Below are 19,925 nucleotides of genomic sequence, written 5' to 3' on the forward strand. Positions count from 1 at the left end.
CGGATCGGCTGCGGGTTAGGTGTAGTTGTCATCGTGTACGCGCGTCAGCGCTGTTCGAGCAACTGCAACAGGTAGTCGCCGTAGCCGGATTTGACCAGGCTCTGCGCACGGCGCGCCAGTTGCTCGTCGTCGATGAATCCCATCCGCCAGGCCACTTCCTCCGGCACGCCGATCTTCAAGCCCTGCCGGCGTTCCAGAGTGCGGACGTAGTCACTGGCGTCCAGCAGGGAGTCGAATGTCCCGGTGTCCAGCCAGGCCGTGCCGCGCGCCAGCACCTCCACCGAGAGCCGGCCCTGATTCAGGTAGATCTGGTTGACTTCGGTGATCTCGTACTCGCCGCGCGCCGACGGCTTCAAGCCCCGGGCGATCTCGACCACGTCGTTGTCGTAGAAATAAAGCCCCGGAACCGCGTAGTGCGATTTCGGCGTGGCCGGTTTTTCCTCGAGCGAGAGCGCGATGCCGTCGTCGCCGAATTCGACCACTCCGTACGCCGAGGGGTTCGCCACCCAGTAGGCGAAAATCGCACCACCGCTGATGGTTTGGAAGCGCCGCAGGTTGGTGCCCAGGCCGGGGCCGTAGAAGATGTTGTCTCCCAACGCTAACGCCACCGAATCGGTGCCGACGTGGTCTGCGCCGATGACGAATGCCTGAGCCAGGCCGTCGGGCCGGTCCTGCACCGCGTAGCTGACGTTGATGCCGAATGCCGCGCCGTCCTCGAGCAGCCGGTGGAAGCCGGGCGCATCGTGCCCGGTCGTGATCACCAAGATGTCGCGAATGCCGGCCGTCATCAGCGTCGAGAGCGGGTAATAGATCATCGGCTTGTCGTAAACCGGCAGCAGCTGCTTGCTGACGCCCATGGTGATCGGATAAAGCCGTGTGCCCGAACCGCCGGCCAGGATGATTCCGCGCATCAGCTACTCCTCAGTCGACCAGGTCGGCCTCGGTGAGCTCGGTTGCCGCCAACGCCGATTCCAAGTCATCATGCCGGAACACCGAGGTGACGTGATCGTGAACGACCCGAAACGCCGCCGCCGCAGCGCCGTTGGCGCCTTTGAGTTCGACGACGACGACGCCGTCGTGAACGAACATCCTGCCCAGCTCCGCCGCTTGAGCCCGCTCGGTGGCCCATTTCCGCAGCGCCTGGTGGCCCTGCCCGGCGCCATGCGCGTCGCCGACTTCGATGTCCTCGCTGGACAGCGCGATCAAGGTGTCGATGTCCGACGTGTTGAGGGCGTCGTGCCATGCCAGTACGGTGGCGATCTCCGATGTCGTCATGACCTGCAACGTACCGCGCCGCTCAGAACGGCGTGCGGTCCAGCCAGGTCTGCCATACCGCGGCGTCGCCGAACGCTGCGATATCGGTGTCGGCGACCGCAACTCGTCGTGTGACGGCCAGCAGCAGGTCCGTGGCGGGTCCGCGCAGGGCCACCGTGCCCTTGCCGTGGTCGTGTGACCAGGTGATCCGGCCGTCACTGGCGCCGATGGTCCACTCACCGGACGCACCGAGCCCGGGATCGGTGGCGTGCAGGTGCACGGTCTGGCCGTCGTCGAGCGGTGCCGGCGAATCCTCGGAGCCCGCTTGGGCGGCAACCCGCTCCAGCCATTCGCTGATTCCGTCAGCCGCCAACTCGGGTGCGAGCGTGTAGTCCAGGCCGAGGGCCAGCGCGGCGTCGGCGCGGTGCACGGTCGCCTCGTGCAGCCGACGACGGACCCACCAATACGCCGGCCGCGGCCCGAGGAACGTCCACACCGGGGTCTCCATGCCCACCTGTTCGACGGCGTCGATCACCAGCTGCGCGCCGCCGTGCAGCCAGGAGACGGCGTCGTCGGGATCCGGCGGCGGCTTGCCGCCCTCGACACTGCGCGGATCGAGATAGTGGTCGACCCGGTCGCGGACGATCTGCGCCGCCCACCGATCGCCGCGGCCGACGTGGCGGAACAACTGCTTGAAGGTCCACTCCGGGCAGGTCGGCACCGGGGTCGACGGGTCGGCGTTGCGGATCACCTCACCGAAGGCGTGGTTTTGCTCGAGCAATGCTGCCGCGTGGTCCACGCGGTTAGGCTACGCGCCGCCCCAGGCAGTACACCCGCCAACCCGCCTGCTGCCAGCGGGCGACGTCCAGGCAGTTGCGGCCGTCGACAATCACCTTGGCGCGCACCCGATCAGCAAGCTCGTCGGGGTCGAGGTCGACGAATTCGCGCCACTCGGTGAGGACCAGCACCGCGTCGGCGCGCTCGCACGCCTCGGCGACCGAGACCGCGTAGTTCAGGGTGGGGAACACGCGGTGGGCGTTGTCCAGGGCCTTGGGGTCGTACACGTTGACCGCGGCGCCGTTGAGCTGGAGCTGCCCGGCGACGTTGAGGGCCGGCGAGTCACGCACGTCGTCGGATTCGGGTTTGAACGCGGCGCCGAGCACCGCGATGTTGGCGCCCAGCAGCGAACCGCCGCACGCGGCGGTGGCCAGTTCGACCATTCGGGTGCGCCGGCGCATGTTGATGTTGTCGACTTCGCGCAGGAATGTCAGCGCCTGGTTGGCGCCCAGCTCGCCGGCGCGGGCCATGAACGCGCGGATGTCCTTGGGCAGGCAGCCGCCGCCGAAACCCAAGCCGGCGTTGAGGCATTGCCGCCCGATGCGCGGGTCGTGCCCGAGCGCGTCGGCCAGCATCGTGACGTCGGCGCCGGCGGCCTCGCAGACCTCGGCGACGGCGTTGATGAACGAGATCTTGGTCGCCAGAAAGGCGTTGGCGGACACCTTGACCAATTCGGCGGTCTGCAGGTCGGTGACCAAGAACGGCACGCCGGCGTCCAGCATCGGCGCGTACAGTTCTCGGACCGCTGCTTCGGCGCGCGTCGAATCTTCTTGCACGCCAAGGACAATGCGATCCGGCTGCAAAGTGTCGTGGACCGCGAACCCCTCACGCAGAAACTCCGGGTTCCATGCCACTTCGACGTCGACGCCGGCCGGTGCGAGAGCGCGGGCACGTCGGCTCAGTTCGGCCGCGGTCCCCACCGGCACAGTGGATTTGCCGACGATGACCGCCGCCCGGGTCAGCCGTGGCACCAATTCGTCGATGACGGCGTGCACATGACGCAGGTCGGCGCCGTATTCGCCCTTCTTTTGCGGGGTTCCGACGCCGAGGAAGTGCACGTCGGCGAATTCGGCGGCCATCTCGTAGTCGGTGGTGAACCGCAGGCGGCCCGCGGCGATGTTGTCGCTCAACATCTTTCGCAGTCCGGGTTCGTAAAACGGGATGTCACCGCCGGCCAGCTTGGCGATTTTGCCGGGATCGATGTCTACGCCGACGACGTCGTGCCCTAACTCGGCCATCCCGGCGGCGTGGGTAGCACCCAGATAGCCCGTGCCGAAGACGGTGCATCGCATAACACCTTGTGTAGGCGGCCGCGACGAGCTAACCGTGTCCGGTTACCAAGCGACAGGCGAACGCCAGATGACAGTTTGCTGCGTCCGGCCATCATCGATTGTGCGGTTTCATACGCTCGCGTCGGCGTGTCGCGTATGAAACCGCACAACCGTGTGGAGCTACAGGCCCGGGATGCCGGGAATTCCCGGAACACCGGGGATGCCGCCGCCGTGACCGCCGCCGTGACCGCCACCGTGACCGCCACCGCCGCCGTGACCTCCGCCACCACCGCCGCCGGGGATACCCGGAATGCCACCGCCACCGGGGATGCCGGGGATCCCGCCGCCGCCAACCCCGGGCCCGACGGGAACCGGGACCGGGACCGGCACGGGGGCGGCCGGCGCGGGCGCAGGAGCTGCCGGTGCCGGGGCTGCTGGCGCCGGCGCCGCAGGCGCGGGCGCAGGAGCCGCGGGAGCAGGAGCGGGAGCCGCGGGAGCGGGAGCCGCGGGAGCGGGAGCCGCGGGAGCGGGAGCCGCGGGAGCGGGAGCCGCGGGCGCCGGAGATGGCGCTGCGGGAGCCTGCGGCGGCGCAGACGGCGGAGGAGGCGCAGCCGGCTGCGATCGCTGCGGCGGCGCCTGATTGCTCGGCACCACCATCGGGTGTCCCGGATTCGGCCGCTCACCGACCGACGGGCGCATCGTCATCAGCAGCGCAACCGCTAGCGCCACGACGCCGACCACGAAGATCGCGGCCACCGCGCTCGCCACCAGCGCCGCGGGCCGACGTCCACGCCGACCCTCGCCGGCGAATGCGCCGGTCTGCAGGTCCGGCCGGTTGGCGTAAGCGGTGGGCGCGTTGGCTTCGTCGTCCGCGACCGCACTGTAGGCCAGCGCTTCACCGCCGTCGGCGCCGTCGGGTGCGGGGCGGTATCCCGGGGTCACCGCATACGGGTCGATGGCGCCGGTCCCGGGATCTTGCGCGTAGGCCAGCGCCGCGGTCGACGACGAGAACAACGGCGCATGCGCCGACGCCAGCGCAGCCCCGCGGGCCAGCGCCGTCTCGGGTTCCTCGGGCGCGTTCACCGGCAGCGACGTCGTCGCCTCCAGCTGTGATTTGAGCGGCGCGATGTCCACTCCGGAGCCGACCATGAACAGCCCGTCCGGCCGCGACGGCAGCGTCTGCATATCGGCGACCAGAGCGGCCAATTCGCCTGCGGTATCGCCGCTTTGCAGCGGCTCTCGGCGCACTTCGGTGATCGACCCGTCGGCGGAATCGACAATGGCCATCGTCGCGGTGTCCGGTTCGAGGAACAACAGCCCGGTGCGGGAGTAGCCAACCGAGCTGCCGACCGACTGCGCCAGCGCCGCCGCCGCCAAAAACGCGGAGACCAGCATGACGTTTTCGACCTTGTGGGCGGCCAATGCGTCCCGCAGGGCGGTGGCCTCGGCCTGGTCGGTCCAGGTCACACCCGTCGACAACAGTTCGTAGCCGCCTTCGGCGGCGCCTTCGCGGGTGCCCAGGATCGCCGAAACCACTTGTTCCGGTGCGCTCTGAGGTGCCGAGCCGTTGTCGACGTCGAAGTTGTCCTGCTCGACTGTGACACCGTCGCCGTTTTCACCTTCGACCAGCACCATGCGAACCGTCGAGGGTGCCATCGACACCCCTAGTACGGTCTCCATTGCTCCTCCAAATTCGTGCCGCCAAGCGTTGGTCAGAGGAGTACCCGTTTTCGGCGGCCCGGCGCTTAGAACCCGATGCCGAGGTTGAGACCGGGAGCCAGCGGAACCTTGATGCCCGGGGGGCCTCCGCCGTGGCCACGGCCACCGCCGCGACCATGACCCCAGCCACCACCGCCGTGATCACCGCCCCACGGCTCGACCGGTGGGCCGGGTGGCGGCGGCGCGAGAATTTGCCCCAGCTGCGGCAATACCGGCGGAGGCGGCGGAGGCAGCGCAGGTGCCGGAGCGGGAGCGGGAGCCGGCGCGGGAGCGGGCGCCCGCACGGGAGCCGGCGCAGGCGCAGGGGCAGGCGCCGGGGCCGCAGCGGGCACGGGCGGGGGCGCTGGTGCGGGGGCAGCCGCCTTGGGCGGGGCGGGCACCGCAGCCGCCGGCGCCTTCGGCGGCGCCTGCTTGGTCGGCGCGACGGCGTTTTGGCTCAGGTTGGGTCGCTGATTGACCGTCGGCCGGATGCTGAACGCCAACGAAATCACCAGCGCCACAACGCCGACGACGAAGATCGTCAGCACGCTCATCGCGGTCAGAAACGGCTTACGACTGGACTCGGCCGCGGCCGCCCGAAAGTCGAGCATGCCGGAGTCCAGAATCTCCTCCTCGCCGGTGAGGTCGACGTAGGCGTCTGGACCCTCGGCGGTGTAGGCCTCGGCCTCCTCGTCGGGAACGGCGCTGTAGGCAAGGGCCTCCTCGCCCGAGTCGACATCGGCCGCGGCGAGGTAGCCCGGAGAAACGGCATAGGGGTCCACCGCGCCGGTGCCCGGATCCTGGGCGTAAGCGAGCGCGGCGGTCGACGACGAGAACAGCGGCGCGTGCGCCGACGCCAGCGCAGCGCCCCGGGCCAGCGCCATGTCCGGCTCCTCGGGAGCGCTCAGCGGAAGCGTCGTCGCGGCCTCCAGCGCCGGTTTGATCAGCGGGATGTCCACCCCGGAACCCACGACGAACAAGCCCTCGGGCCGTGACTCCAGACGGTCGGCGCTGGCGGCGAGCTGCGTGATGGCGGCGACGGCCTCGTCGTCGTCCTCCGGGAGGGGCTCGCGATGTACCTCGGAGACGGACCCGTCGGCGGAGTCGACCACGGCCAGCGTGGCGGTATCCGGCTCGATGAACAGCAGCGCGGTGTGGGCGTAGTTGGTGGCGGTGCCGACGGCCTGGGCCAACGCGGCCGCAGCCAAGAACGCCGACACCAGCATGACGTTTTCGATCTTGCGGGCAGCCAGCGCGTCGCGCAGTGCGGCGGCCTCGAACTGGTCGCTCCACGTCACGCCGGTCGAGGCCAGGTGGTAGCCGCCCTCGGCGGCGCCCTCGCGGGTCCCCAGAATCGCCGAAATCACCTGGTCGGCAGCAACAGTGTTTGCCGGCCTCCCGTTGGCGCTGAGCTCGAAGTTGTCTTGGTCGATCGTGACACCATCGGCGTTCTCACCCTCTACCAGCACCATGCGGACCGTCGACGGTGCCATCGACACACCGAGTACGGTGTCCACTACTTCCTCCTAAGTAGTTTGCTACCCGCTCGTGGTCCGGGCAGCGCAGTACATGCGCCTATTGACCCTGATGATTCGACCCTACCTGTCAACGCTTAAAGCAAGCTGGCATCGGCCGCCGTGCCTAACTCGATTTGATGAAGTTTTGGTACGACCGAGACGGTGTGGGCCCGCGCTGGCCTTGGTACTTCGACCCGGCCCGGGCACTGCCGTAGGGGTGCTCGGCGGGGCTGGTCAGCCGCAGGATGCACAGCTGGCCGATCTTCATGCCCGGCCACAGCGTGATGGGCAGGTTGGCGACGTTGGAGAGCTCCAGCGTGATGTGGCCGCTAAAACCCGGATCGATAAAGCCCGCCGTCGAGTGGGTCAGCAGGCCCAGCCGCCCCAGCGACGACTTGCCCTCCAACCTGCCGGCTAGGTCGTCGGGCAAGGTACACAGCTCGAGCGTCGACCCCAGCACGAACTCACCGGGGTGCAGCACGAACGGTTCGCCGTCGACCGGCTGCACCAGGCTGGTCAGCTCATCCTGCTGCTGGGATGGGTCGATGTGGGTGTAGCGGGTGTTGTTGAACACCCGGAACATGCTGTCGAGGCGGACGTCCACGCTGGACGGCTGAACCAGCGTGTCGTCGAACGGGTCGATGCCCAGCCGGCCGGCAGCGATTTCGGCTCGGAGGTCGCGATCGGAGAGCAGCACGCGACGAGCGTATCCGCTGGGCTGCCAGCCGCGTTGGTGATGAACGGCGCGGCGCCGGATGCTAGCCTTTCCCAGCAATCGCGCCGATGTAGTTCAATGGCAGAACATCAGCTTCCCAAGCTGAGAACGCGGGTTCGATTCCCGTCATCGGCTCCGGTACTTTACGGCGGCGGTGGCTCGATGCCGAGTTCCTTCAGCAGCTGCCGAACCCGCGCCTCGATCTCGTCGCGTACGGGTCGCACGGCCTCGATTGGTTGGCCTGCGGGATCCGGTAACTCCCAGTCCTCGTAGCGCTTGCCGGGAATGAAGGGGCATGTATCCCCGCAACCCATCGTGACGACGACATCGGCCTCTTCAACCATGGCTTCGGTCCAACGCGTGGGTTGTTCGGCGGTAATGTCGATACCTCTTTCCGCCATGGCTGCGGCGGCTACCGGGTTCACCCGGTCGGCGGGCTGCGAGCCGCCCGAGTAACCGACCGCCTGACCACCCGCCAGCCTGTTGAAAAAGCCCAACGCCATTTGCGAGCGTCCGGCGTTGTGAGTGCAGAGAAACAGCACGCCTGGTTTGTTCATGGTGCGGTCCCGGCGGATCGGCGTCGAAAGCTCAACGACACGTAGACCAACGCGACAAGTACGGGCACCTCTATCAGCGGGCCGACAACTCCGGCGAGGGCTTGGCCGGAGGTCGCCCCGAAGGTGGCGATGGCCACGGCTATCGCTAGCTCGAAATTGTTGCCGGCGGCGGTGAAAGCCAGCGTGGTAGTGCGCTCGTAGCCGAGGGCCATCCTCGACCCCAGCAAGTAGCCGCCGCCCCACATGATGGCGAAGTAGGCCAGCAGTGGCAGCGCGATCCGCGCGACATCCCATGGCCGGGTGGTGATTTGGTGGCCTTGGAGGGCGAACAGGATCACGATGGTGAACAGCAGCCCGTAAAGCGCCCACGGTCCAACCTTCGGCAGGAACCGGCTCTCGTACCAGGCCCGCCCCTTTCTGCGTTCGCCGATCCGGCGCGACAGGTAACCGAGGACCAGGGGCACGCCGAGGAAGATCAGCACCGACTTGGCGATCTGCCATGGCGAGACGCTGATTGACGTTTGGTCCAGGCCGAGCCAGCCAGGCAGCACCGACAGGTAGAACCAGCCCAGCGCGGCGAACATGATCACCTGGAACACCGAGTTGAGTGCCACCAGGACGGCGGCGGCTTCACGGTCGCCGCACGCGAGGTCGTTCCAGATGATGACCATCGCGATGCACCGTGCCAGGCCGACGATGATCAGGCCGGTGCGGTACTCGGGCAGATCGGGCAGCAACAGCCACGCCAAGGCGAACATCAGCGCCGGACCGATCACCCAGTTGAGCAACAGCGACGCGACCATGAGCTTGCGGTCGCCGGTCACGGTGTCGAGCCGGTCGTAGCGGACCTTCGCGAGCACCGGGTACATCATCACCAGCAGCCCGATGGCGATGGGCAATGAGATGCCATCAACCTGAACGGCGCTGAGGCCGCGGTCCAAACCGGGAAGCGCGCGGCCCACCAACAGCCCGGCCACCATCGCGGCGCCGATCCACAGCGGTAGGAATCGGTCGAGCGTGGACAGCTTTCCGACGACGGGGGTGTGGTCGGCGATGGCCGGTGCGTTCATCCGGCTGTGCAGGAGTTTCCGGCGCAGCAGGCCTCTTCAACCGCCGCTGCGTCCCCGACAGCCGTCGCGTCCTCGCCCCAAAAGGTGTCTGAGTCGGCGAGAACTTTGTAAATCTCCCACCTTTCGCCGGCCGGTCCGGTGACCCACACTTTGTCTTGCGTCGCGAAGCAACAGGTCGTCCCGATCTGTTCCTCCGTGAACATTCCCTCGCCCGTTAGCCGGGCAATCTCGGCGTGGACCTTCTCGCTTGAGTCAACTTCGACACCGAGGTGGTTGATCGTGCCGCCCTTGCCGGGGTTCTCGAACAGCACGAGCTTCAGCGGCGGTTCGGCGATGGCGAAGTTGGCGTAGCCGTCTTCGAGTTTCGCCGGCTGTGTGTTGAACAACTTCGAGTAGAAGGCAACCGCCTCATCCAGCTTTTCGACGTTCAGCGCGAGTTGGACTCGTGACATGACTGCGCTCCCCTACCTGTGAGACATATATCGAACCGCTGGCGTCATCATGCCACCTCTTCGACATATGTCAATGCCCTCTGGCACGATGAACCTATGCCGAAGACATTGCCGATGGTGGACATCTCCGCACCCGTCTGTTGCGCACCGGTCGCAGCGGGGTTGGTCGACGACACTGCCGCGTTGGAAATAGCGCTTCGGCTGAAGGCACTCGCCGACCCCGTACGGGTCAAGCTGGTCTCGCTGCTCTTCAGTTCCGCCAAAGGCGAGCAATGCAGTTCCGATCTAGCGGCGGCGGTGGGGCTGGCCGAGTCGACAGTGAGCCACCACCTGACCCAGCTACGTCGCGCCGGACTAGTCGAATCAGAACGGCGCGGAATGAATGTGTATCACCGGCCTCGGCATGACGCGCTCGTGGCACTCTGCTCGGTGCTCGATCCCAACTGCTGCACCTAGCCGGATAGCGGAATCACGACCACCAGTAGTTCAGACAGGTCGGTGGCGAGATCGCGAGAGTCGGCTATGCCCGTAGCCGAAACGTGATGAAGGCTTGACCGAATCGCTAACGCGCCCTTGCACTTCCACGCTTCAGCTCAGCCCTACTATCTATTACAACTTTGTCAATTAAAAGGATTGGGGCCATGCGGGCGGCTGTCCGGTGCGTTCTTGCGCTGATCGGGACCGCTGCGACGGTGGTCGCCGGGCCGGCCGACGTCAGCCTGGCGGCGACGAGCCAGTCGTATCGGTTCGCGGTCGCATCGGTTCTGCCAATGCGCGGCGCGACTGTGGGCGTGGGGCATCCAGTCGTAGTGACGTTCAGCGCGCCCGTTGCCAATCGACCCGCTGCCGAGCGGGCCATTCAGGTCAAGTCGGTGCCCCCGATGAGCGGCCATTTCGAGTGGGTCGACAACGAGGCGGTGCAGTGGGTTCCCGACCGATTCTGGCCGGCGCACAGCACCGTGGCCCTTTCGATTGGCCCGCTGGCCACCGATTTCAAGACGGGCCCTGCCGTCGTCGGTGTTGCCGATATCGCCGAGCACACGTTCACCGTCACCATCGACGGAGTCGGGGCCGGACCACCTCCGCCACGACCCGCGCCCCATCACCGGCCTCACTGGGGCGAAGAAGGGGTGCTGCTGGCCTCGATGGGCAGGCCGGAGTACTCGACGCCGGTCGGCACGTACACCGTGTTGTCCAAGGAACGCTCGGTGATCATGGATTCGAGCAGCGTCGGGATCCCTGTCACCAATCCCGACGGCTACCGGATCCCGGTGGATTATGCGGTGCGTATCACCAAGCGTGGCCTCTTCGTGCACTCAGCTCCATGGGCTGTCCAGTCATTGGGCTTGGAGAATGTCAGCCATGGGTGCATCAGCTTGAGTCCCGCGGACGCAGAGTGGTACTTCAACACCGTCAACATCGGCGATCCGGTAATTGTGCAGGAATCCGGGATAGAGCGGCCACAGCGGCTGGCGCCAGCAAGCGTCGCGCCGAGATAGCCTGCGCGCGTTTTCACGCTCGTGGAGGCATGATCGGCTGTCTACGTTGCGGTGCGCAACCGACAGGAGATCACGATGGACCGGCAACAAATCGAGGACGAAGTGTCCACGCCGGGCGCGCAGGAGCTGCTCGCGTCGACCTCGGCCGCCCACCTCGCCTACATCGGAGAGGACGAGACACCGCGGGTGGTTCCCGTCGGATTCTTTTGGACCGGCACGCAATTCGTTGTCGCCACGGCCCCAACCGCACCGAAGGTCGCGGCGCTGTCGGTTCGCCCGGCCGTTGCGCTGGCCATCGACACCGGCGACACCCCGGAGCAGGCGCGCGCCCTTTCGGTACGCGGGCAGGCGAGCGTCCAGATCGTCGACGGCCCGGTCGAGGAGTACCTCGCTGCGGCCAGGAACACCATGGACGCCGCCGCAGCAGCCGAGTTCGAACAGAACGTTCGCGCAATGTATGACCAGATGGCTCGAATTGCGATCACGCCAAACTGGGTGCGCTACTACGACTTCGGCGCCGGCCGAATGCCGCAATTTCTGAAGGACCTGGCCGAGCGGAACCTATCCTGAAGCAGGCTTAGCTGGCCCCGCCCGAAGGGCCGGGCTGAACCGGTTGACCGGGCACCGGCCCGCCAGCCGGCGCCGGACCAGTCGGGTCACCCTTACCCGCATAGGTCCCCGACATGTCGACGATTGGAGCACCTGCCGGCGCACCCCCGAGCGCAATCAGCGGAGCACCTGCCGGGATCACCGGAGCCACAGGCACGGGAGCACCGGCCGGAACCGGCGCACCGGCAGGCACCGGGGCACCCACCGGAACGGGAGCTCCCACCGGAACTGGTGCACCCGCGGGCACGGGCGCACCCGCGGGCACAGGAGCGCCGGCGGGCCCGGGCATGGCCAGCGGAACACCAGCCATGTCAGTGAGCGGAGCGCTGGCCGGCCCGCAGGAACCCCCGGCTCCGGCCGCGGCTGCCGCTGGACCACCGGCCGCGACGTCGCCCGACATTCCCTGGACGCACCCGTAGCCGCCGCCCGTTATCAGCGGAACCGCCGCCGCAACCGGACTCAACGCTATAGCGGCCCCCCACAACCCAGCGCTGGCAATGACTTTGATGCCCAATCGATCAAAGCGCATCATCACCGACTCCTTCATTCGCGCTCTGAGAGTTCCACAGCCAGATGGTGGTGCAGAACCGCATAGCCATACCGACGTCGCGGTTAGACGACCGTCCAATTGTTAGCAGCCGGTGTGGCACACGAAACGCGGCGCGCGGCGCCGTTTCCAAAAGGTGACCTTCGGCCGTCGCCGCGAGCACACAGAGTGTCGCGCTACAAACTGCCTGGCGTACCCGCCGGAACTTGCATGTTGATCCCAGGAGCCCAATTGCACGGCATCCAGGTTCTCCAGGCGATCAGGGCGCACTGTTGTTCCGGCGTCAACGGGCTGGGCCCGGCGCATGGCACTTCGGGACTTCCGCATGGCGGGGGCGCGGGATCCGCGTGTGCGGTGGCCGGGGTGTCTGCCACGCCAACAACACCACCGACCGTCAATACCGCCGCAGCAGCCCCGACCGTCAGCAAAATTGGCCTCATGGTCAGTTACGGTAGGACGCCTGCGGCAGCGTGTTTGGCGATTTGACGGATACGCTGTGCCTCCCATGCGCACCCAGCCGTCGTCGCCCAGCCGGCTGACGGGCACTCAGCGAATGTAGACCTCGTTGCCGGTGGGGTATCCGCCGCCGGTGGTGGTGATGTGGACGTGGTCGTAGTGGCCGTACCCGGACCCTTGTGGGCCATTCGGGGTGTAGTACGTGCCGCGCCAGATCGCATCCTGTATCCCGAAGCGATCGGCGTTTTGGAGCACGAAGGCGACGATCTGGTTGCCCAGCGCGATGCCCTCGTCGCTGCTGGGGTTGGGAATCATCACGTCGAGCGCCAGGCCGTTGGGATGCCACCGCAGCGCATCAGGCCGGACGCCGCCGATGGTTTGAATCTCGGGGAATATCGCGCTGATGGTGCGCTCCACCAAGATCGTCTTGACCTGTAGGCCGCGCTCCGGGGCCTTTCCAGGCGGCAGTGCCTCTGGGGCATGCTCGTGAACCACCCGCAATCGCGATGCGGGCATCGACTCGCCCGGAACCGCCTGTCCGCCGGGCGACGGCAGCCCGTTAGGCCCAGCCGCCACGATCTGCAAGCAGCACGGCGCCTCGGCAACCGAGGCGGTCTCGCCGCCCGTGCCGGGTGGGCGAGCGCTGCCGGCCACGGCAAAGAAAACGGCGGCCGGGCCGATGGCTGCGGCCATGACAGCGGGCGTCTTTCGGCGCTTCTTGGCTAATCGGTGCCTCCCCATGGTCGAACAGGATACGAGCAAATGGAGGAATAGTCACAATCGGGTAACGGTCGGCGCCTGACGGCCTATTTGCTACGCCCTGAGACAAGCCCAGCTACCCCCTGTCGGCGCAGGTCAGGCGGCTGTTCGCCCGGACGGGTTTGTCGGCCGCAACGCAGGTGGCACGCTCAAGGACATGACTGACCAGCTGCCGCAGCCCCGCTTCCTCGACGACCGGTTGGCCCATTGGACCGACACCAAGCCCGACGCCGCGGCGTTCACCTACCTCGACCGCACCTGGACCTGGCGGCAATGGAACGACCGGGTCCGGCGGCTCGCCGGCGCGCTGACCGAGATGGGCGTGGCGCGCGGTGACGTGGTGGCATTCCTCGACAAGAACCACCCGGCCTGCGTCGAGTTGACGATGGCCGCGGCATCGATCGGCGCCGCCAACGCGATCATCAACTTCCGGCTCGCCGGCGACGAGCTCGACTACGTCATCAACGACTGCGGGGCCAAGGTGCTGATCGTAGGCAGCGAGCTGAAACCGACCGTCGACAAGATCCGCGACAAGCCCGCCAACGTCGAGCACATCGTCGAGGTCACGCCGAACGGCGGTGACGGCGACGAGTACGAGGCGCTGCTGGCCAGTGCCTCGCCCGTGCCGCGGGCCGCCGACGTCGAGCCCGACGACGTGTGCATGGTGATGTACTCGTCCGGAACCACCGGCCGCCCAAAGGGAGTCGCGCTGACACAGGCAAACGTCTTGGCGCACACCATCAATGCGCACGAGGGCTGGGACTTCGACGAGGGCGACAAGAACATGGTGTCGATGCCGCTGTTCCACGTCGGCGGCTCGTCCTACGTCCAGTTCGGCATCTACGACGGTGTGCCGAGCGTGATGACCCGCGACGTCGACGGCGCGTCGCTGGCCGGCGCAATCCTGCAGGGCGCCAACCGGACTTTCCTGGTGCCGGCGGTGCTGGCCAAGGTCCTGGAATCCGGCGAGGACGCGATCAAGCTGTTCGGCCAACTCAAGACGTACTGCTACGGCGCCTCGCCGATGCCGCTGCCATTGCTGCGCGCGGCGCTGAAGGCATGGCCGAACACCGACTTCATCCAGGTGTACGGGCTGACCGAGGTCTGCGGAGTGATCAGCCACCTGATGCCCGACGCACATCGCGACGAAAGCCATCCCGAGCGGCTGGTCAGCGCCGGCACCCTGATCCCGAACGCCGAGGTGCGCGTTGTCAACCCGGACACCCTGGCCGACGTGCCCACCGGCCAGCCCGGCGAATTATGGTTCCGCACACCGCAATTGATGAAGGGCTATTTAAACCGGCCGGACGCGACGGCCGAAGCAGTCACCGAAGACGGCTGGTTCCGCACCGGCGACATCGGCCGGGTCGACGACGACGGCTACATCTACGTCGAAGACCGCCTCAAGGACATGATCATCTCCGGCGGAGAGAACATCTACTCGATCGAGGTCGAGCGCGTGCTCGCCGAACATCCGGCGGTGATGGAGGTCGCGGTGTTCGGGATACCCGACGAACGTTGGGGTGAAGCGGTGAAGGCGGTCGTCACCCTCGAGGGCGAGGCGACCGAAGCCGAGCTGATCGAGTGGGCGCGCGAGCGGCTGGCGCACTACAAGTGCCCCAAGAGCATCGACATCAAGGACGAGCTGCCCCGCAACCCCACCGGCAAAATCCTGAAAAAGGATCTGCGCCAGCAGTATTGGCAGGGCCGCGAGCGGGCCACCGTTTAGAAGACGCGTATCCAGTCGATGAGCATCTCCGCGGGGTAGCTCCCCCCCGCTGGATCGCCGCCGCCCGAACCACCGACCGCGAGGTTGAAGACGGGAAACAGGTTGTAGTCGGGGTCGTTGAACGGCCACTTGCGGATGGGATCGTTGAGATCCTCGATGCCAGTGGCCGGAACGCTGAAGTATGGCTCCTTACCGTCGACGTAGTCTTCCCAGAAGTAAAAACCAGTCTGATTCCAGGTGACCCGCCAGTTGTGCCAGTTGCCGTCCACCCCGATCGGCTGGGTCTCGAACGCCGTGCCGTAAGGATCCGCGTGAACGGTGGTTCCGGCCGGCCACGTCCCGTTCCCGTACCACTCGACGAGGTCGACTTCGCCCTCGCGACCCGGAAAGTCATTGGACAACCAGAAGGCGGGCCAGCAACCGGCAGTGAGGCAGTTGAGCTTTATCCGAGCCTCCCACGTGGTCCCGATCCCTCCCCGCCAATTGCCGCTGACAAGACCACCGAAGTAAGTGTCGCCGTCATGTGTGGCGCGCAGAACCAGGTTGGATTTGCCGTCGAGGAACACGTTTTGCCGACTATCGCGGTATTGGTACCAGAATTCGGGTCGATCGAAGCCCACCGGGTTCTTGATCGGCGTCCGGAAGTTCGACACCGCCCAGTTCCCACCCGGGGCCGAACCGGCCGGGCCGTCGAACTCGTCACGGAAAAGAAAGCCCCCGGCGGTGGCACCGGGTGCGGGCGCGGTTGGCGCTGACGAAATGTCGGGTCGCGACGGGTGAGCCCGGGCCTTGGGGAGAGGCGTTGCGGCTGCCACGGCGCCGATCCCGAACATCAACATCACGCTGCGACGATTCATCCCTGCACCACCCATCGATCAAGCCCGAACGCCGGACGAGTACATACCCGCGGGAACAACTCTCAAACGGTGCTATGAAACCACGCGACGGCCGGGCTGCGCATCCGAATCCGCCCGCGCGCCGCGGCTGATGTGGTCGACGTGGGGTTACGACGTCTGGTCGGAATCGTCCAGGACGCTGACCGCAATGCCGTACGGCAGGAACCGAACCCGGCGCGCCGGGTCGGTGTTGTTCTTGTTCGCGCGCAATGCATCCAACTCGGTCGCATAGACCTCTTCGACGCGCGCGCCGCCGTTGGCGTCGACGGTGTAGATCGCCCACACCCCGTCGCCCGCCTCCCCGGCGGTTTCCGGCTCGGTGCGCGAACGCCGCGCGAGGTCCTCGAACAGCGCAGACCATCCCGCCCGATCACCGGGCACCGTGAGGAACTTGCTGAATCGCTCGAACGCGTCCCGCAGGCCCTCCCCCGCTTCCCGGATCACTCGATCGAAGTCTTCGGGGTCGAATCCGAACGGACCGTGCTCGCCCATGGCAGTGCTCCTAGGGTCCCGGCGGCGGCGCCGGCGGCGGCGGTGGGTTGATCGGGATCGGCACCGTGACGAACGGCAGGTGCAGATACATCGTCATCGGCGGCATCTGAGGCGCGGGCGGAGCCGGCGGCGGCGCAGCCGGGGGTGGTGGCGGCGGCGCGGCCGGCGGCGGCGCTTCTTGCGGTGCGGGCGGGGGCACGTAGGCCGGTGCTTGCCGTGGCGGCGCCTGTTGAACCGGAGCCGGGTTCGCCACCCGCTGCGGTGCCTGACGCACCACCGGCGCCGGCGCGGTGATGGTTTCAGGGGCCTGCGACGGCGGTGGGGGTGGGGGTGGCGCCGCCGATGGCGGCGGTGCCGGTGAGGGCGGGGCGGCCGGCGGGGACGGCGCGGCCGCAGCGGGCGGCGGTTTTGGCGGCGCCTGCTTGGTGGGTACGGCGACGTTCCCGTGCGCGCTGGGCGGCTGCTGCCCGGCCGTCGGGCGGACGTCGGCGGCCAGCGAAACTACCAGCGCCACAACGCCGATCACCAGCAGCGCGGCCACTCCGCTACCGATTACCAGCAGCGGCCGGTGCGGCCGGATTTCCACGTCGTCGTCGGGCAGCGCGCTGTAGGCGAGGGCGCCGGTGCCGACGACGGCGTCGGCGCAGACGTCGAGGTAGGCCGGCGCCAGCACGTCTCGGTTCACTTCGCCGGTTCCCGGGTCCAGCGCGTAGGCCAGCGCGACGGTCGACGATGCGAACAGCGGCGCGTTCGCCGACGCCAATGCCGCGCCGTGAGCCAGCGCCATGTCCGGCTCCTCGGCCACGCTGACCGGGATCGGTGCCGCTACTTCCAGGTGCTGCTTGATCGGGAAGATGTCGACGCCGCAGCCGACGATGTACAGGCCGTCCGGCCGTGTCTCCAACCCGTCGAGGCGGTCGACCATCGTGGCCAGATCGGCGGCCGCCTGCCCGGTATACGGCGCGCACGTCACCTGCTGGCGGTGCAGGTTGACGATCGAACCGTCGGAGGTGTCCACCACGGCCAGGGTGGCGCTTTCCGCCTCGACGAACAGCAACGCGGTGTACTGGTAGCCCAGCGCGTGGCCGACGGTCTGGGCAAGCGCAGCCGCGGCGAGCAGCGGCGACACCAACATGACGTTTCGCAGGTCGCGGGTGGACAGTTTGTCGCGTAACGCGCCGACTTCCCTAGGGTCGGTCCAGGTCACCCCGGTCGACATCAACCGGTAACCGCCCTCGGCGGCGCCTTCCCGGGTGCCGAGGATGGCGGCGATCACCTGGTCAGGTGCGCTCGACGGCCCCGAGGCGCCGACCTCGATGCAGTCCTGCTCGACCACGACGCCGTCGGCGTCTTCGCCTTCGACGAGCACCATGCGGACCGCCGTTGGTGCCATCGACACACCAAGAACGATGTCCACGACTCCTCCAAAATCCTTTGCTGGCCACGGTCTGGGCGGAGGAGTGCACCGCGCGGGCCACCTAACTACTTCGTCGCCGCTGCACTGTGCGGCGTTACGTCACGGCGTCAGCCCCGCCGAACCGGGCAATTCCACCCTACTCGGCAAATACCGAAAAGAAACCGAGACGCAAACCCGCGGTTAACCGCCGGGGTTCAGGAACGGGTTCTGCGGCGCTGGGGCCTGATTCTGCGGAACCTGCACCGGTATCGGGACGGGGACCAGCGGAATCGTCAGGTATTCCGTGGTCATTGGCACCGTCGTCGTGGTGGTGGTCGTGGTGGACGAGGGCGGCGGCGTGGTGGTGGTGGTGGTCGTCGTCGTGGTGGTTGTGGTGGTGGTCGTGGGCTGCGGAGTGGTGGTACTCGGCGGCGGACGGTATGTCGTGGTCACCGGCGGCGGAGGAGGCGGCGGCGCCTCGGTGGTGGGCGGTGGCGGCGCGACGCTGGGCGTCGGTGCGGCGCTGGGCGGGGGCGGCACCGGACTCGGCGACGGCGGCTGCGAGCTCGGCGGAGGAGGCGGAGGCACCGCCGTGCGGCTGGTCGGCGCGGGCGGAGCCTGGTGACCGGTAGTGCTGGTCAAGGAGTACGCCACCCCGCCGATCGCGAACATCGCGACCAGCGCGCCGAGCCCAAGCAGCAACTGCGGCAAGCGGTGTCGGCGCCGCTCTTCTTCGGGCTGGAATTTCGGCAGGTACTGCGACGGTGGTGCACTCCCGTCGTCGTAGGGGTCGCCGGTGTAAAACAACGGCTCGTCGCCGGCGTCGTCGGCCTCGGACCAGGCGAGTTCCGCTTTCGGAAGCGTCGACGATGGTTCCTCGTCGAAAAACGCTCCGTCGGTGGGGATTCCGAAAGACCCGGTGCCGAAGCCTCCGGTCGGCGCGTCGAACGTGCCGGTGTTCGCGGCGAAGCTGCCGGTGGTCGCGCCCGCCATTGCGGCCATGGCAGTGGCCGGCTCGGCCTCGTCTTGTTGCTCGCCCGGCTCGCGCGAAGCAAGCATCTCCGCACCGACCGCCATGGCCAGCGCAGGCTGCACAGCGGTCACTACCGCTAACTTGGCATGAGACGAAACGCGTTGGGCCACAAGCGGAATGCTGGCTCCACCGCCGGCCATCGCTACCGCAGCAAGCTCTGTCCGGTCAATCTTGCTCCGGGACAGCGCCTCGTCGAATGCCGAGAACACACCGCTGAGTCGAGTCTCGATCAGCGTCTCCAGCTGGGCTCTGCTCACCTGGACAGTGGTGCGGAGTCCGGGCAGCTCGGCGTCGACCGCGGTCATCGGCTCGGTGGACAGCCGCTCCTTGGCTTTGCGGCATGCCTCTCGCAGCTGATCGAGTTGGCCCACCGCCGCGGTGCTTTCGGGATCGGCGTGATCGGTGTGGCCGACGGCATCGAGCACATGAACCAGCAGAGCGTCGTCGACGTGGGCGCCGGAAAACTCCGAGTAGCGCAGCGTTTCACCGATGGGCGCAAAGCCGGAGCCGGCGTCGGCCAAGGTGATGTTGGTGCCGCCGCCGCCGAAATCGAGCAGGCCGACCACACCGCGGGTCGGCAGGCGTGCCCCAGAATTCAGCGCGATCAATGCGGCGACGGCGTCGGACACGAGTCGGGGAGCTATCCCGCTGCGGACGAAGCCGGGGTGGGTGCGCAACGCGTCGCGCAGCGCCTGCACGGCTTGTGGTTCCCAGTGCGCGGGAACGGCTATCGTGATCTCCGATGTCGAGGCGTCGGCTCCGGCCGCCGAGATCATCGCGTCCAGCGCCTCGACCAGCAGCAGTGCCGGGTCGTGCGTCGATCCGGCGACGGATACCACGGCGTCCGAGTGACCAATCCGTTCCACGAAGTCGGTGATCACTGTGCCGGTCGCCGCCGGATCCGCGGGTACACCGAGTTGCGGTGCGCGGTCGGGGAATAGGGACAACATTGAGCGGCGCGTCACGGGTGGACTCCCGTTTCGCACCGCGACTAGGTTTGTGGTCCCGATCGATAACCCCAACGGGTCGTACATAAAGCGAATACCTTGCGTCGTTAGCGGTCGGCGGCCAGCGTTCACCATAACCGTGATCGCGGCCCATCACGATCAGGCACATCGCGGTTGGTATCCGGTCGATG

At 67.4% G+C, this 19,925-nt stretch carries 18 protein-coding genes, 1 tRNA gene and 1 pseudogene; 5 read left to right on the top strand and 15 right to left on the bottom strand.

The window, feature by feature from the left end; translation table 11 throughout:
• Positions 1-44: 44 nt before the first annotated feature.
• The 7 genes from rfbA to dcd all read right to left on the bottom strand — a co-directional run bounded on the left by rfbA (position 45) and on the right by dcd (position 7,274).
• Positions 45-911: a glucose-1-phosphate thymidylyltransferase RfbA gene (gene rfbA, locus AWC14_RS19535; protein ID WP_045376706.1), complete on the bottom strand. Its 867-nt coding sequence runs from the start codon at positions 909-911 to the stop codon at positions 45-47.
• A 10-nt stretch (positions 912-921) separates the two neighbouring features.
• The gene (locus tag AWC14_RS19540) at positions 922-1,275 is read right to left on the bottom strand and encodes a nuclear transport factor 2-like protein (RefSeq protein ID WP_045376703.1); all 354 of its coding nucleotides are present in this window, start codon (positions 1,273-1,275) and stop codon (positions 922-924) included.
• 22 nt (positions 1,276-1,297) lie between these two features.
• Positions 1,298-2,053: a maleylpyruvate isomerase family mycothiol-dependent enzyme gene (locus AWC14_RS19545; RefSeq protein ID WP_045376699.1), complete on the bottom strand. Its 756-nt coding sequence runs from the start codon at positions 2,051-2,053 to the stop codon at positions 1,298-1,300.
• A gap of 4 nt (positions 2,054-2,057) precedes the next feature.
• Entirely contained in the window at positions 2,058-3,383 is a 1,326-nt protein-coding gene (locus AWC14_RS19550; RefSeq protein ID WP_045376696.1) for a UDP-glucose dehydrogenase family protein, read from the bottom strand.
• Between the two features lie 159 nt (positions 3,384-3,542).
• Positions 3,543-5,042, bottom strand: a complete 1,500-nt coding sequence (locus tag AWC14_RS19555; protein WP_057003154.1) for a DUF7159 family protein — start codon at positions 5,040-5,042, stop codon at positions 3,543-3,545.
• Between the two features lie 65 nt (positions 5,043-5,107).
• The gene (locus AWC14_RS19560) at positions 5,108-6,577 is read right to left on the bottom strand and encodes a DUF7159 family protein (RefSeq protein WP_428838985.1); all 1,470 of its coding nucleotides are present in this window, start codon (positions 6,575-6,577) and stop codon (positions 5,108-5,110) included.
• Between the two features lie 124 nt (positions 6,578-6,701).
• The gene (dcd, locus tag AWC14_RS19565; RefSeq protein WP_045384910.1) at positions 6,702-7,274 is read right to left on the bottom strand and encodes a dCTP deaminase; all 573 of its coding nucleotides are present in this window, start codon (positions 7,272-7,274) and stop codon (positions 6,702-6,704) included.
• Between the two features lie 82 nt (positions 7,275-7,356).
• On the opposite strand from dcd, the gene AWC14_RS19570 reads away from it, so the two are divergent.
• Positions 7,357-7,427 (top strand) — tRNA-Gly (locus tag AWC14_RS19570).
• Between the two features lie 8 nt (positions 7,428-7,435).
• On the opposite strand, the pseudogene arsB reads toward AWC14_RS19570, so the two are convergent.
• Together arsB and AWC14_RS19585 are read right to left on the bottom strand one after the other, a co-directional pair.
• A pseudogene (gene arsB, locus AWC14_RS19580) lies at positions 7,436-8,919 on the bottom strand (ACR3 family arsenite efflux transporter).
• Complete coding sequence (locus tag AWC14_RS19585) at positions 8,916-9,371, bottom strand: ArsI/CadI family heavy metal resistance metalloenzyme (RefSeq protein WP_045384916.1); 456 nt, start codon at positions 9,369-9,371, stop codon at positions 8,916-8,918. The pseudogene arsB and the gene AWC14_RS19585 overlap by 4 nt, the downstream one beginning before the upstream one ends.
• A 96-nt stretch (positions 9,372-9,467) precedes the next feature.
• Here AWC14_RS19585 and AWC14_RS19590 point away from each other — a divergent pair, with 96 nt between their 5' ends.
• The 3 genes from AWC14_RS19590 to AWC14_RS19600 all read left to right on the top strand — a co-directional run bounded on the left by AWC14_RS19590 (position 9,468) and on the right by AWC14_RS19600 (position 11,440).
• Positions 9,468-9,827, top strand: a complete 360-nt coding sequence (locus AWC14_RS19590; protein WP_045384919.1) for an Rv2640c family ArsR-like transcriptional regulator — start codon at positions 9,468-9,470, stop codon at positions 9,825-9,827.
• A 185-nt stretch (positions 9,828-10,012) separates the two neighbouring features.
• On the top strand, positions 10,013-10,870 hold the full coding sequence (locus tag AWC14_RS19595) for a L,D-transpeptidase (RefSeq protein ID WP_045384922.1): 858 nt from the start codon (positions 10,013-10,015) through the stop codon (positions 10,868-10,870).
• Positions 10,871-10,945: 75 nt separating this feature from the next.
• On the top strand, positions 10,946-11,440 hold the full coding sequence (locus AWC14_RS19600) for a pyridoxamine 5'-phosphate oxidase family protein (RefSeq protein WP_045384940.1): 495 nt from the start codon (positions 10,946-10,948) through the stop codon (positions 11,438-11,440).
• Between the two features lie 7 nt (positions 11,441-11,447).
• On the opposite strand, the gene AWC14_RS29755 is transcribed toward AWC14_RS19600, so the two are convergent.
• Positions 11,448-12,011, bottom strand: a complete 564-nt coding sequence (locus AWC14_RS29755; RefSeq protein WP_081968361.1) for a hypothetical protein — start codon at positions 12,009-12,011, stop codon at positions 11,448-11,450.
• A gap of 561 nt (positions 12,012-12,572) precedes the next feature.
• Positions 12,573-13,223, bottom strand: a complete 651-nt coding sequence (locus AWC14_RS19615) for a VldE C-terminal domain-containing protein (protein WP_045384924.1) — start codon at positions 13,221-13,223, stop codon at positions 12,573-12,575.
• Positions 13,224-13,398: 175 nt separating this feature from the next.
• Here AWC14_RS19615 and AWC14_RS19620 point away from each other — a divergent pair, with 175 nt between their 5' ends.
• The gene (locus AWC14_RS19620) at positions 13,399-14,970 is read left to right on the top strand and encodes a long-chain-fatty-acid--CoA ligase (RefSeq protein ID WP_045384925.1); all 1,572 of its coding nucleotides are present in this window, start codon (positions 13,399-13,401) and stop codon (positions 14,968-14,970) included.
• Here the strand turns inward: AWC14_RS19620 and AWC14_RS19625 are convergent.
• From AWC14_RS19625 to AWC14_RS19640, 4 genes are all read right to left on the bottom strand, one after another.
• The gene (locus tag AWC14_RS19625; RefSeq protein ID WP_193393872.1) at positions 14,967-15,827 is read right to left on the bottom strand and encodes a glycoside hydrolase family 16 protein; all 861 of its coding nucleotides are present in this window, start codon (positions 15,825-15,827) and stop codon (positions 14,967-14,969) included. The two genes, AWC14_RS19620 and AWC14_RS19625, sit on opposite strands and share 4 nt — an antisense overlap.
• Before the next feature lie 147 nt (positions 15,828-15,974).
• Positions 15,975-16,358 (bottom strand): hypothetical protein, encoded by a 384-nt coding sequence (locus AWC14_RS19630; RefSeq protein ID WP_045384931.1) that lies wholly within the window; start codon positions 16,356-16,358, stop codon positions 15,975-15,977.
• A 10-nt stretch (positions 16,359-16,368) separates the two neighbouring features.
• Positions 16,369-17,775, bottom strand: coding sequence for a DUF7159 family protein (locus AWC14_RS19635; protein ID WP_057003537.1), 1,407 nt, complete (start codon positions 17,773-17,775; stop codon positions 16,369-16,371).
• 180 nt (positions 17,776-17,955) lie between these two features.
• Entirely contained in the window at positions 17,956-19,821 is a 1,866-nt protein-coding gene (locus tag AWC14_RS19640; RefSeq protein ID WP_045384203.1) for an Hsp70 family protein, read from the bottom strand.
• Positions 19,822-19,925 lie beyond the last annotated feature (104 nt).

This window comes from Mycobacterium kyorinense (assembly GCF_002101735.1).
Lineage (GTDB): Bacteria > Actinomycetota > Actinomycetes > Mycobacteriales > Mycobacteriaceae > Mycobacterium > Mycobacterium kyorinense.

Coding starts and splice junctions, on each gene's coding strand:
- rfbA (WP_045376706.1), bottom strand. CDS start 911: ATGCGCGGAATCATCCTGGCCGGCGGTTCGGGCACACGGCTTTATCCG.
- AWC14_RS19540 (WP_045376703.1), bottom strand. CDS start 1,275: ATGACGACATCGGAGATCGCCACCGTACTGGCATGGCACGACGCCCTC.
- AWC14_RS19550 (WP_045376696.1), bottom strand. CDS start 3,383: ATGCGATGCACCGTCTTCGGCACGGGCTATCTGGGTGCTACCCACGCC.
- AWC14_RS19555 (WP_057003154.1), bottom strand. CDS start 5,042: ATGGAGACCGTACTAGGGGTGTCGATGGCACCCTCGACGGTTCGCATG.
- AWC14_RS19585 (WP_045384916.1), bottom strand. CDS start 9,371: ATGTCACGAGTCCAACTCGCGCTGAACGTCGAAAAGCTGGATGAGGCG.
- AWC14_RS19590 (WP_045384919.1), top strand. CDS start 9,468: ATGCCGAAGACATTGCCGATGGTGGACATCTCCGCACCCGTCTGTTGC.
- AWC14_RS19595 (WP_045384922.1), top strand. CDS start 10,013: ATGCGGGCGGCTGTCCGGTGCGTTCTTGCGCTGATCGGGACCGCTGCG.
- AWC14_RS19600 (WP_045384940.1), top strand. CDS start 10,946: ATGGACCGGCAACAAATCGAGGACGAAGTGTCCACGCCGGGCGCGCAG.
- AWC14_RS29755 (WP_081968361.1), bottom strand. CDS start 12,011: ATGATGCGCTTTGATCGATTGGGCATCAAAGTCATTGCCAGCGCTGGG.
- AWC14_RS19615 (WP_045384924.1), bottom strand. CDS start 13,223: ATGGGGAGGCACCGATTAGCCAAGAAGCGCCGAAAGACGCCCGCTGTC.
- AWC14_RS19620 (WP_045384925.1), top strand. CDS start 13,399: ATGACTGACCAGCTGCCGCAGCCCCGCTTCCTCGACGACCGGTTGGCC.
- AWC14_RS19625 (WP_193393872.1), bottom strand. CDS start 15,827: ATGAATCGTCGCAGCGTGATGTTGATGTTCGGGATCGGCGCCGTGGCA.
- AWC14_RS19630 (WP_045384931.1), bottom strand. CDS start 16,358: ATGGGCGAGCACGGTCCGTTCGGATTCGACCCCGAAGACTTCGATCGA.
- AWC14_RS19640 (WP_045384203.1), bottom strand. CDS start 19,821: ATGTACGACCCGTTGGGGTTATCGATCGGGACCACAAACCTAGTCGCG.